Raw genomic sequence first — 11,929 nt, forward strand, 5'->3', positions numbered from 1 at the left:
GGCAAAGCCTTTACTTTGAGCGGCTTAGCGCTCACAATCGCATTACAATCAGACATACAGGGACGTTTCCATGAACCGCCGTGACGCACTTATCGGCCTCGCCGCTTCCGCCGCCGCGACAGTGACACCGGTAGCATCGCGCGCCGCCACGGGGCCCGTCGTGACCACCACGGCCGGCCGCGTCTTGGGCCAGGCAAAAGGCGGCGTCCAGGTGTTTCTGGGCCTGCGCTACGGCCAGGACACCGGCCCGCGCCGCTTCCAGCCGCCCGTCAAACCCGCGCCGTGGAAGGACGTCGTAGCCGCCGGCCACTATGGCAACGCCACGCCGCAACAGGGCAATCCCGATCCGTGGGGGCAGTCGGAAGACTGCCTGTTCCTCAATGTCTGGACGCCCGAAGCCAGCCCGAAAAAGCTGCGACCGGTCATGTTCTATATCCACGGCGGCGCCTATAGCGGCGGATCGGGCGGCGACGCGCTCTACGACGGCACCAACCTGGCCCTGCGCGGCGATGTCGTCGTCGTCACCGTCAATCACCGCCTCAATATCTTCGGGTATCTGTATCTGGCGCGCCTGGAAAAGCAGGCAGGCGCCGACCGCACCCTGGCCGCCTCTGGCAATTGCGGACAGCTGGATCTGCACCTGGCGCTCGAATGGGTGCGCGACAATATCCGCAACTTCGGCGGCGATCCCAACTGCGTCATGGTCTTCGGCCAGTCGGGCGGCGGCGCCAAGATCGCCACCATGATGTCGACGCCGTCCGCCAAAGGCCTGTTCCACCGCGCCGTCACGATGAGCGGCCAGCAGGTGACGGCGTCCGGCCCCGGCAACGCCACCCTGCGCACGCAGGCCTATCTCAAGACGCTAGGCCTGGGCAGCGATGCGGAGGCTTTGGCAAAATTGCGCGCCCTGCCGACCGCCGACCTCGTCGCGGCGCTCAAAACGACCGATCCGGTTATCGGCAAGGGCGGCGTCTATATGGGTCCGGTGCTGGATGAGACCATCCTGTTCCGCCATCCCTTCTGGCCGGAAGCGCCGGACCAGTCCCGCGCCATTCCGATGATCATCGGCAATACGCACGACGAAACACGCGCCTTCCTGGGCGGAAATCCCAAGAACTACACAGTCACCTGGGACGAACTGCCGGGCCGCCTGCCCGACGACTATCGCGTCGATATCGACCCCTATCTGGTCGTCGAAACCTATCGCAAACTCTATCCGCAGATGTCGCCGTCCGACGTCTTCTTCGCTGCCACCACGGCCGGCCGATCGTGGCGCGGCGCCGTCGAAGAGCTTGAAGCGCGTGCGCGCCAGGGCGCCCCGACCTGGACCTACCAGGTCAATTTCCGCGCGCCGACCGATCCGGTGAAATACGGCGCGCCGCACACCATCGACATCCCGCTGGCCTTCCACAACACGCAGGTGCCGTACGTCTATATGAAGGATACACCCGACGCCCGGGCCATGTCCGACATCATGTCGGACGCCTTTATCGCCTTTGCACGCACCGGTTCCCCGCAGACCGCGGCCCTGCCCGAATGGAAGCGGTACAGCCTCGACAAGCGCGAAACCATGCTGATGGATGTGAAACCCGAGCTGGCCTCGGATCCGCGCGGCGACGAGCGCCGGCTGTTCGCCAAGGTGCCGTTTACGCAGCAAGGGACTTAACCCTACGGGAGCCTTAATCTCCTTCCTTCTCCCCTTGAATAGGGGAGAAGGTGGCCCGCAGGGCCGGATGAGGGGTAAATGTCGTCTTCCGCAAACGCCGAACTGGAGTTGGCCCTCTCCTCGTTTTCACGAGGCGAGGGCAATCCTGATCATGCCACTTTACGCCGCCACGGCCTCAGCCTTGAGCAGGTCGGCATAAGCCGCCTCGATACCGGCGATGACGCGCGGGTCATTGGCGATGCCATCCGGGAAGACAGAGCGCAGTTGCAGGACCGTCCTGACGTCCGCCACCTCGTCCTTCAGCCGGCCGCCCAGAGCCAGCAACTCGGCCGCCAGCGGATCGGTGATGGCGTCCTGACGGACGGCCTTGGCGCGGATAAAGCGCATCCACGCCGCCAGCGGCACGCACAGCCGCGACACGTCGTTGCCGCGCGTCAGGGCTTCCGACAGCGAGCTCAAAATGCGGATCGGCAGCTTCTGCGAACCGTCCCACGCGATCTGCGACAACAGGTGCTTGATCGCCGGATTGCGGAAACGTTTCAGGATAGCTTCGCAATAGGCGGGCAGGTCCATGCCGGCGGGCGCTTCGAGCAGCGGCACTACGTCCTTGAGCATCAGGTCGCGCACGAAGCCCGCCAGTTGCGGATCACCCATGGCCTGCGACACGCTTTCATAGCCGCGGTGCAAGCCGACATACGCCAGGGTCGAGTGCGGACCATTCAACAGGCGCAGCTTGGCGCGCTCGAACGCCGGGACGTTGTCGGTGAGCGTCACGCCGACCGCCACCCAGTCGGGGCCGCCCGGATGGTCGTGGTTTTCGACTACCCACTGCGTAAAGGCTTCGCGCTGGATCGGCCAGGCGTCCTCGGCGCCGATCGCTTCGGCGACACGGGCGCGCAGGGCGTCGTCGGTCGCCGGCGTGATCGAATCGACCATGGTGCACGGGCATTGCAGATTGGCCGCGATCCAGTCGGACACTCCTGCATCGATGCGCGCGGCAAAGGCGATGACGGCGGCCTTAAGGCGCTCACCGTTCTTCGGCAGGTTATCGCAGGGAATCAGCACGAAAGGCTTCAACCCGGCCGCCTTGCGGCGGCGCAGACCTTCAGCGACATAGCCGATAAACGACTTGGGCGCCGTCGGATTGGCCAGGTCGTGGACGATATCGGCATGGCTGAAATCGAGCGTCCAGTCGGGCGCCAGGCAATAGCCCTTTTCGGTCACGGTCGAGGTCACGATACCGACCGATGGCCGCACCAGGCGCTCGAAGACGGCTTCGATGCTGTCGCCGGCCACCAGGACTTCGCGCATCGAGCCCAGGACCTGATAGCGGATCTCTTCGTCGAGCACGGCCAGTGTATAGAGACCGTCCTGCGGCTTCAGCGCGTCGCGCACGCCCGCCGAATGCAGCGACACGCCGCAGATGCCCCAGCGCGGATCGATCGCCGCCAGCGCGTCGAGATAGGCCGCCTGGTGCGCGCGGTGAAACGCGCCCGGACCGAAGTGCACCACGCCGACCTCCACCTTCGCCGGATCGTAGGGCGGGCGTTCGGCGGTAACGGCGGACAGGGTATCGAGGCTGAGGCGCTTCACAGGGTGACTCCGTTTTTCCAGATCGCGATTTCGCGCTCTTCGTTCTTTTCGTTGCACGTCGGCTGGCCCGACGCCGTGGCAAGGATCAGCTTCATAAGGTCATCCGCCGTGTCGTCAAGCGATCGTCCCTCGACGACCTGACCCGCGTTGAAATCGATCCAGTGCGGCTTCTTCGCCGCCAGCGCCGAGTTAGATGCGATCTTCAGCGTCGGCGCCGGAAATCCGAGCGGCGTGCCGCGGCCCGTGGTGAAAAGCACGATGACCGCGCCGGCCGCCGTCAGGGCAGTAGACGACACCGCGTCATTGCCGGGCGCCTCCAACAGGCTCAAGCCCTTTTCATGCGCGCGTTCGCCGTAGCGCAGCACTTCGTTGAGCGGGCTGGTCCCGCCCTTCTGCACCGCGCCCAGCGATTTTTCCTCCAGCGTGGTGATCCCGCCTGCCTTATTGCCCGGCGACGGGTTCTCGAACACCGGCTGCTTGTGCTCCAGGAAGTAGTTCTTGAAATCGTTGACGACGTCGACGACGCCGTTGAACACGGCCTCGTCCTTGGCCCGCGCCATCAGGATGCGCTCGGCGCCGAAGATTTCCGGGATTTCGGTCATGATCGACTGACCGCCGGCAAAGGCAACGCGGTCGGCGATGCGCCCGACCAGCGGATTGGCGGTCAGGCCGGAAAAGCCGTCCGAGCCGCCGCACTTCACGCCGATCGCCAGGTCCGAGACGTGGCATTCCTCACGCCGGTCTTTTTCGACCACGGCGACCAGGTCTTCCAGGGCTTCAAGCCCGGTCTCGGTCTCGTCCTCGACCATCTGGGCGGCGAAGTATTTCAGGCGGTCGGCGGGCTTTTCGATTTCCTTCAAAAGGTTCGACAGCTGGTTGTTCTCGCAGCCAAGGCCGACGATCAACACGCCGCCGGCATTTGGGTGCATGGCCAGCGACGCCAGCAAGGACCGCGTATGACTCAGGTCATCACCCAACTGCGAGCAGCCGAGCGGGTGCGTCAGCGCATAGACGCCGTCGATCCGGCCCTTGAAGCGCTCCGATGCCATCTTGGCCAGGCGTTCCGAGGTGCGCGCCACGCAGCCGACCGTGCACAGGATCCAGATTTCGTTGCGGATGCCGACGCGGCCGTCCGGGCGGCGATAGCCCATGAAGGTCTGATCGGGTATCGTGGTATGCGGAGCCTCAGGCGCCGGCTGATAGGTGTAATCCTCGACCCCGCTCAGGCCGGTCGCTATGTTATGAACGTGGACGTGCTCGCCCACCTCGATGTCTTGCAAGGCCTTGCCGATCGGAAAGCCGAATTTCAAAACCGGCTGACCCACGCTCATCGGCAGAACGGCCAGCTTATGCCCCTTTGGGATATCGTTTTTCAGCGTCAGCGCAATGCCATCGACCGTCAGTTGAAGGCCTTCGGGCAGGTCGCGCATGGCCGTGGCGACCTGGTCACCCGGCGATACGCGCAAGGTATCGATCGCGACTTCGGCATCCCTGGCCAGGGGCGAACAGGAGACTTCATCCGCCATTGGGCGTACTCCGTAAAATAATGCGTGCAATCCGCCGGAATCCGGCTATGGTAACCGGTGTCATAGGCCTGATACCGGTCCTTTGGCAAGGGATGACATGCGGCACGCGCAAAAAATACTGAAGCGTTAACATTTCCGCTTCATAAACATCCGTGTCGGAATATGAGATGGGGCGCTGCATTTTGCAAACAGCTATTCAGGCGATGAAATACCCGCTACCAGACGACCGATACCGATCATTCGGTGATTCCGGTTTTCGTGATGCATTTCGCCGCATAGTCTCATCCGTTACAGTCTGAAATTACCCTATGGCCCGAACCCCACTCGCAACTGCAGCCGCCGCTCCGCGTGAAGCCGGCATCGACGCCGTCGAAGACTTCATCCGCCGCCGCAAGAAGGCGACGATCAACGACGTCGCCAACCTGGCCCGCGTGTCGAAGAAGACCGTGTCGCGCGTCATCAACAATTCGCCATCGGTCAAGCCGGACACCCGCGATCAGGTCAACGCCATCATCGCCCGCATCGGCTTCCGTCCGGATCCCCAGGCGCGCGGCCTGGCCTTCCGCAAGTCGTTCCTGATCGGGCTGATCTACGACAACCCCAACGCCCAGTATATCGTCAACATGCAGACCGGCGCGCTCGACGGCCTGCGCGGCACTGGCACCGAGCTGGTCGTGCACCCGTGCGACCGCCTGGCCGACAGCTTCGTCGACGATATCCGCGAGTTCATCGAGGTCCAGCGCCTGGCCGGCGTGATCCTTTTGCCCCCCATCGCCGACGACCGCCGCCTGCTGGCGCTGATGGACGATCTCGACATCCCCTATATCCGCGTCACCGCCCGTCCGGGCGAGCGCAACGACCCGCCGATCCGCACCGCGCAGATCGTGTCGCGCGACCGCGAAGGCTGCGCCGAGGCGGCGGAGCATCTTGTCTCGCTGGGCCACAGGCGTATCGGCTTCATCCAGGGCAACCTGCAATATCCGTCGGCGCACGAACGCCGCCTGGGCTTCGACGAAGGCCTGGCGCGCCATGGCATCACCATTCCGCCGGAGTTCGACATGCCCGGCGACTACAGCTTCGAGTCGGGTATCGCGGCCGCGAAAAAGCTGCTGGCCCTGCCGCAACGTCCGACTGCCATCATCGCCTGCAACGACCAGATGGCCGCCGGCGCCTATCACGCCGCCTACGAAGCCGGCCTGACCATCCCGGCCGACCTGACCATTGTCGGCTTCGACGACGCCGACGTCGCCACCCGCATCTTTCCGCCGCTGACCACGGTGCGCCTGCCGACCCGCGACATGGCGCGCACCGCCGCCGACAGCCTGATGAACGGCGAAATGAACGACGACACCTCGATCGTTTTCCAGGCGAAACTGATGATCCGCGGTTCTTCGGGCCCCGCCCCCAAGACCTAGATTGCGATTAATATTACCATTTTCGTGCAAATTTCGCCGAAATTTCGCAAAAAACCTGTTGTCAAAAGCTATGACACCGGTTACCTATGGCGACAACGATAAAAAAGGGGATGCAGCCGGGACTGTCTGCGGGCACACTAGCGGCCTCCCCTTTTCACTTGAGCAGAGATGACCGAGCCGATGCTTCAAACTACCGGCAGCAAGCCCTTGACCCTGAACCCCGATCGGCTGTTCTCCAGCGACCCGACGCAGCGCGCGATTGCCCGCGAGCTGTATGCCTCGGTCAAGGACTATCCGATCCTGTCGCCTCACGGCCATACCGACCCGGCCTGGTTCGCCACGAACGAACCGTTCGAAAGCGCCACGGCGCTGTTCCTCAGCCCTGACCACTACATCTACCGCATGCTCTATTCGCAGGGCATCGACATGGACGCGGTCGGCGTCGGTTCCAAGGCCGGTCCGTCGGGCGCCGACGCACGCGAGGCCTGGCGCATCTTCGCCCGGAACCAGCACTTGTTCCGCGGCACGCCGACCTCGATGTGGATGGGCCACGTCTTCGGCGAGATCATGGGCTTCGACGTCCAGCTCGACGCCTCGACCGCCGACCACTATTTCGACCGCATCGGCGAGTTGCTGGCGTCGGACGCCTACCGCCCGCGCGCCCTGTTCGAACGCTTCAACATCGAGCTGCTGGCCACGACCGAAAGCCCGACCGACACGCTGGAACACCACCAGGCGATCAAGGCGTCGGGCTGGACCGGACGCGTCGTAACCGCCTATCGCCCCGATCCGGTCATCGACCCGGAACACGAGGACTTCCACGACAAGATGAAGGTCTTCGCCGAACTGTCGGGCGAAGACGTCTATAACTGGCAGGGTTACCTGCGCGCCCACCGCATCCGCCGCGCCTTCTTCGCCACCATGGGCGCGACGTCTTCCGATCACGGCCATCCGACGGCGCAGACCGCCAACCTGTCGGCCGCAGACGCCGAAGCGCTGTTCAAGCGCATCCTTCAGCCGAACGTGACGCCTGAGGACGCCGAGCTGTTCCGTGCGCAGATGCTGACCGAGATGGCGCGCATGAGCTTGGACGACGGCATGACCATGCAGATCCACCCGGGTTCGTTCCGCAACCACAACCTCAAGGTCTTCGAAAAGTATGGCCGCGACAAGGGCTGCGACATCCCCCTGCCGACCAACTACGTCCATGCGCTCAAGCCGCTGCTCGACGCCTACGGCAACGAAAAGACCCTGACGGTCATCCTGTTCACGCTGGACGAAACCAACTATGCGCGCGAACTGGCGCCGCTGGCCGGCCATTATCCGATCCTCAAGCTCGGCCCCTCGTGGTGGTTCCACGACAGCCCGGAGGGCATGATGCGCTTCCGCGAGCAGGTCACCGAGACGGCCGGATTCTACAATACGGTCGGCTTCAACGACGACACGCGCGCCTTCCTGTCGATCCCGGCGCGCCACGACGTCGCCCGCCGCGTCGACAGTGCCTTCCTGGCCCGCCTGGTGGCCGAGCACCGTATCGCGCTGGAAGACGCCGCCGACACCATCAAGGACCTGACCTACACCCTGCCGAAAGCGGCCTATAAGCTTTAAACGCTTGAACTTGAGCCGTTTTGATTGTTAATGATCAAAACGGCTATCGACCCTCCCGGAGACTACCGACCATGTGTCAAACCTCGCTCTACCAAAAAATCTACCACGCCACGCATCCCGACATGATGCAGGGCGCGGACACGCAGGACCTGCGTGACAAGTACCTGATGAGCGGGCTGTTCCAGCCGGGCCAGGTCGTCCTCAACTACACCCATTTCGAACGCTTCGTCGTCGGTGGCGCTGCGCCGACCACCGGTACCGTCAGGCTGCCCGACCAGACCGAGCCCGCCTCGGCTGCCGGCCACCCCTTCCTTGAGCGCCGCGAACTGGGCGTGATCAATGTCGGCGCGGGCGCCGGCAAGGTGACTGTCGATGGCGTCGTCTACGACCTGGACCAGAAGGACGGCCTCTACATCCCGATGGGCACGAAGGACGTTTTGTTCTCGTCGAATGACACCGGTACCCCCGCCCTCTTCTACCTGACCTCGACGCCGGCCCACGCCCGCTATGAGACCGTCAAGATCTCGATCGACAAGGCCGTGCCGCTGGAGCGCGGTTCGCTGGAGACGTCGAACCAGCGCGTCATCTACCAGTACATCGTGCCGACCACGGCCAAGTCGTGCCAGCTGCTGCTGGGCCTGACCGTCCTGTCGCCGGGCAGCGTGTGGAACACCATGCCGCCGCACCTGCACGACCGCCGCTCGGAAGTCTATTTCTACTTCAATCTCGGCGAAAACGACCGCGTCTTCCACTTCATGGGCCAGCCCGACGCCGCGCGCCACATCGTCATGCAGAACAACGAAGCCGTCGTCTCCCCGCCGTGGTCGATCCACATGGGCGCGGGCACGTCGAACTACGCCTTCATCTGGGCGATGGGCGGCGAGAACCTCGACTATACGGACATGAACGTCCTCGATATCTGCCAACTCGCGTAAGCCAATAAAGGACCATAACAAATGGCTACCACTGCATTCGATCTGAGCGGCAAGGTCGCTCTCGTCACCGGCGCCAATACCGGCCTTGGGCAGGGCATCGCGCTCGCCCTGGCCGAAGCCGGCGCCGACATCGCCGCCGCCGGCATCGTGCCGGCCGACGAAACCGGCGAGAAGGTCAAGGCGCTCGGCCGCCGCTTCCTCAATATCGACGCCAACCTGATCACCATCGAGCCGGTCGAGCGCATCGTCAAGGAAACGGTCGACGGCCTGGGCGGCCTCGACATCCTGGTCAACAACGCCGGCCTGATCCGCCGCCAGGACGCCGTCGACTTCTCCGAGAAGGACTGGGACGACGTCATGAACGTCAACATCAAGGGCGCCTTCTTCATGGCCCAGGCCGCTGGCCGCCACATGATCGCGCAGGGCCGCGGCAAGATCATCAACATCGCCTCGATGCTCAGCTTCCAGGGCGGCATCCGCGTGCCGTCCTACACCGCGTCGAAGTCGGGCATCGCCGGCATCACGCGCCTGCTGGCCAACGAATGGGCCAACAAGGGCCTCAATATCAACGCCATCGCCCCCGGTTACATGGCGACCGACAACACCGCCCAGATCCGCGCCGACGAGGCACGTGAAAAGGCCATCCTCGACCGTATCCCCGCTGCCCGCTGGGGCCTGCCCGCCGACCTCGGCGGTACGGCCGTCTTCCTGGCCGCGGCGGCGTCGGATTACGTCAACGGCGCGGTCATCCCCGTCGATGGCGGCTGGCTGGCCCGATAGTTCCCTTTATAAAATCCCGGCCCGGCGGTCCTTCGACCGTCGCGTGGCCGGGTTGAAGAGGGCGCGTACAGCTTTACCGAGCGGAAGCACATCTCCCTTTCCCCCGTTCGGCAGCATGCCCTCTTCATTTCTTTTTCCCGCCTTGAGATGCATCGCAGCCAGGCGCGCGCCCATCACCAAAATCAGGCTGCAAAACAGGAACATGGCGACGTGCGTGCGGTGCCAGTGTTTCAGGTGCACGATATTGCACGCGATACCCAGCCCCAGCACACCGGCAAAGACCCAGGGCAGCCCTTTTTCCAGCACGGGCTGCTTCAGGCGTGGCGTCAGGCTTATCAGCAGCGCCGCACACGGCACGATCAGGATCATGTCGTAATCCATCAGGCGCGGCGTCATCAGTGGGGCCAGACCAAGCGCCATTACCCGGCGGCCATTGCCGTCGAGCCGGCTCCATTCCGCAACCGCGACGCCACACGCCAGCATCGCCGTCATGAAGCCCAGGGTCAGCCCGACCGTGCCGGCGGCGTCGGCCGGCAAGCCTGTATAGGAGGTCAGGGCCAGCCAGCCCAGGCCCGGCTGGGCCGTCAGCGCCACCGAATGCAGCGCGCCATGCCAGTCAGGCCCCAGAGGACCGGCGGTGGCGAAAATCAGGCCTGTGACGCCGAGCCCCTCGGCGACGCAGCCGGCAAAGGCCGCGAACCGCGCCCTCCACGGCCGGTCTTCGAACAAAAACACGATAAAATAGGCGAGGAAGGTCGGCTTGAGCGCGACGCATACCAGTACGGTCAATACGAACGGCCAGCGCCGGTCCTTGCCCGTCAACAGGCTCAACAGGACGGCAGCGTGCATGACGATGCCGATATTGCCGCAACAGAAGGTCATTGGGGTCAAGCCGGAAAAGGCCAGCCAGCGCAGGCGCCAGTCAACGTCCGGCATGGCCCGCCACAGGGCGAACCACAGCAGCACGGCCGTCGCCGGCAGGAGCGCCGCGAAGATGAAGACCAGGCGCGCGCCCAGCGCGCCGAACGTGGCGACCAGCGGCTGAAACAGCCCGGCGATCTGCGGCGCATAGACATAGGGCGCCGGCGCTATGCCGCTGCATTTCAGCACACCGTAGGGCGAATGCCCGGCCGCCTCGGCCTTGGCGGCGCACAGCACAGCGTCTATGTCCATGAAGGCCCAGTCGTGGCCGATCAGCCTGGCGATGATGCCGCCGACGACCGGCATAAGGCAGAGAAGAACGAAGACCGCCCGGCCCTGTGGCGTGCGTGTGCGGTTTTGCAGAAAGGTCAGTGCGTCCAAGGTCCAACTCCCGGCTGTCGGAGGCGATGGGTCAAAGACCGTCTTATGGACGCGCGACCGGCGCGAAATTGAGCCCGTTATGTTTCCCGATTTTCCGAAACCAAGGCGTTTTTGCGCCCTCTGTTGCGCACGCGAAACCGGCGGCGTAACACGGCCGACATATCCGCTCTTGCTTTTTGACACCGGTTTCCGTACGAGGCAGGGACGCGCCGCAGACTATTCCGGGAGACGACCATGACCCACGACGACATCGCCCAACGCTTCGTAGCCGCCCGCCGCGAGGCCCGTGCGCTCGACGGTTATCCCGGTGACGTGCCGTCGCGCCTGGAAGACTCCTACGCCATCCAAGAACGCGCCATCACTCTGTGGAACCAGCCGGTCATCGGCTGGAAGATCGGCCGCCTGGCTCCGGAAAAGCAGGCCGAACACAATACCGAACGCCTGGCCGGGCCGATCTTCGCCCCGACCTTCAAGGACTATTCCGCTCCCGTCACCCTGCCGGTCTTCATCGGCGGCTTCGCGGCCGTCGAAGCGGAATTCGTCTTTCGCATCGACCACGACGCCGATCCGGCCAAAACCGACTATTCGGAAGAGGAGGCCCTGCGCCTGATCGACGCCGTCTTCGCCGGCATCGAGATGGCCGGCTCGCCGCTGGCCACGATCAACGCGCTGGGCCCGACGGTCGTGGCGTCGGACTTCGGCAACAATTTCGGCCTGATCCTGGGTCAGAAGCTGGCCGAATTCGATTCCGACTCGACGGTTGCGTCGCTAAACGAAGCCGCCGTCAAGGCCTTCACCGCCCGCACCGAGATCGACGGCAAGGTCGTCGGCGACGGTGGCCTGTTCACCATGCCGGGCGGCCCGCTCAAGGCCATCGCGTGGCTTGCCGGACACCTCGCGGCGCGCGGCCGTCCGCTGAAGCGCGGCCAGCTGATTTCGTCGGGCGCCACGACCGGCATTCACGATATCCTGCCCGGCCAATCCTCGGTCGTGACCTTCTCGGGCCCGCTGGCCTCGCCCGTACTCAACCTGAATACGGTGCCCGCCACCACGGAAACCGCCGAACTGGCCTGACCAGTACCACCATGTGGTTTGACACCGGTG

Annotated in this window: 9 protein-coding genes; 6 read left to right on the plus strand and 3 right to left on the minus strand. The window is 64.3% G+C overall.

The features are described 5' to 3' along the window. Positions 1–70: 70 nt before the first annotated feature. Positions 71–1,666, plus strand: a complete 1,596-nt coding sequence (locus tag AB8717_RS18065; RefSeq protein WP_443748707.1) for a carboxylesterase/lipase family protein — start codon at positions 71–73, stop codon at positions 1,664–1,666. Positions 1,667–1,825: 159 nt separating this feature from the next. Here AB8717_RS18065 and AB8717_RS18070 read toward each other — a convergent pair whose 3' ends face one another. Further along, the gene (locus AB8717_RS18070; RefSeq protein ID WP_443748708.1) at positions 1,826–3,259 is read right to left on the minus strand and encodes a mannitol dehydrogenase family protein; all 1,434 of its coding nucleotides are present in this window, start codon (positions 3,257–3,259) and stop codon (positions 1,826–1,828) included. After that, positions 3,256–4,785, minus strand: a complete 1,530-nt coding sequence (locus tag AB8717_RS18075) for a UxaA family hydrolase (protein WP_443748709.1) — start codon at positions 4,783–4,785, stop codon at positions 3,256–3,258. The genes AB8717_RS18070 and AB8717_RS18075 overlap by 4 nt, the downstream gene beginning before the upstream one ends. Positions 4,786–5,093: 308 nt before the next feature. On the opposite strand from AB8717_RS18075, the gene AB8717_RS18080 reads away from it, so the two are divergent. The 4 genes from AB8717_RS18080 to kduD all read left to right on the plus strand — a co-directional run bounded on the left by AB8717_RS18080 (position 5,094) and on the right by kduD (position 9,523). Continuing rightward, positions 5,094–6,200, plus strand: coding sequence for a LacI family DNA-binding transcriptional regulator (locus AB8717_RS18080; RefSeq protein ID WP_443748710.1), 1,107 nt, complete (start codon positions 5,094–5,096; stop codon positions 6,198–6,200). Positions 6,201–6,380: 180 nt separating this feature from the next. Beyond that, positions 6,381–7,808 (plus strand): glucuronate isomerase, encoded by a 1,428-nt coding sequence (gene uxaC, locus AB8717_RS18085; protein WP_443748711.1) that lies wholly within the window; start codon positions 6,381–6,383, stop codon positions 7,806–7,808. A 71-nt stretch (positions 7,809–7,879) separates the two neighbouring features. Beyond that, positions 7,880–8,743 (plus strand): 5-dehydro-4-deoxy-D-glucuronate isomerase, encoded by an 864-nt coding sequence (gene kduI, locus AB8717_RS18090; RefSeq protein ID WP_443748712.1) that lies wholly within the window; start codon positions 7,880–7,882, stop codon positions 8,741–8,743. Between the two features lie 21 nt (positions 8,744–8,764). Then, entirely contained in the window at positions 8,765–9,523 is a 759-nt protein-coding gene (gene kduD, locus AB8717_RS18095) for a 2-dehydro-3-deoxy-D-gluconate 5-dehydrogenase KduD (RefSeq protein WP_443748713.1), read from the plus strand. A gap of 6 nt (positions 9,524–9,529) precedes the next feature. Here kduD and AB8717_RS18100 read toward each other — a convergent pair whose 3' ends face one another. Beyond that, positions 9,530–10,825 carry a glycosyltransferase family 87 protein gene (locus tag AB8717_RS18100; RefSeq protein WP_443748714.1) on the minus strand — a complete coding sequence of 432 codons (1,296 nt, stop codon included), beginning with the start codon at positions 10,823–10,825 and terminating at the stop codon, positions 9,530–9,532. 234 nt (positions 10,826–11,059) lie between these two features. On the opposite strand from AB8717_RS18100, the gene AB8717_RS18105 reads away from it, so the two are divergent. Continuing rightward, complete coding sequence (locus AB8717_RS18105) at positions 11,060–11,899, plus strand: 2-keto-4-pentenoate hydratase (RefSeq protein WP_443748715.1); 840 nt, start codon at positions 11,060–11,062, stop codon at positions 11,897–11,899. The last annotated feature ends 30 nt before the right edge of the window (positions 11,900–11,929 follow it).

Source organism: Asticcacaulis solisilvae (assembly GCF_052327315.1).
Classification (GTDB): Bacteria; Pseudomonadota; Alphaproteobacteria; order Caulobacterales; family Caulobacteraceae; genus Asticcacaulis; species Asticcacaulis solisilvae_B.

Excerpts from the sequence above, each read along its gene's own strand:
- uxaC (WP_443748711.1), top strand. The coding sequence starts at position 6,381 with ATGCTTCAAACTACCGGCAGCAAGCCCTTGACCCTGAACCCCGATCGG.
- AB8717_RS18075 (WP_443748709.1), bottom strand. The coding sequence starts at position 4,785 with ATGGCGGATGAAGTCTCCTGTTCGCCCCTGGCCAGGGATGCCGAAGTC.
- kduD (WP_443748713.1), top strand. The coding sequence starts at position 8,765 with ATGGCTACCACTGCATTCGATCTGAGCGGCAAGGTCGCTCTCGTCACC.
- AB8717_RS18080 (WP_443748710.1), top strand. The coding sequence starts at position 5,094 with ATGGCCCGAACCCCACTCGCAACTGCAGCCGCCGCTCCGCGTGAAGCC.
- kduI (WP_443748712.1), top strand. The coding sequence starts at position 7,880 with ATGTGTCAAACCTCGCTCTACCAAAAAATCTACCACGCCACGCATCCC.
- AB8717_RS18065 (WP_443748707.1), top strand. The coding sequence starts at position 71 with ATGAACCGCCGTGACGCACTTATCGGCCTCGCCGCTTCCGCCGCCGCG.
- AB8717_RS18105 (WP_443748715.1), top strand. The coding sequence starts at position 11,060 with ATGACCCACGACGACATCGCCCAACGCTTCGTAGCCGCCCGCCGCGAG.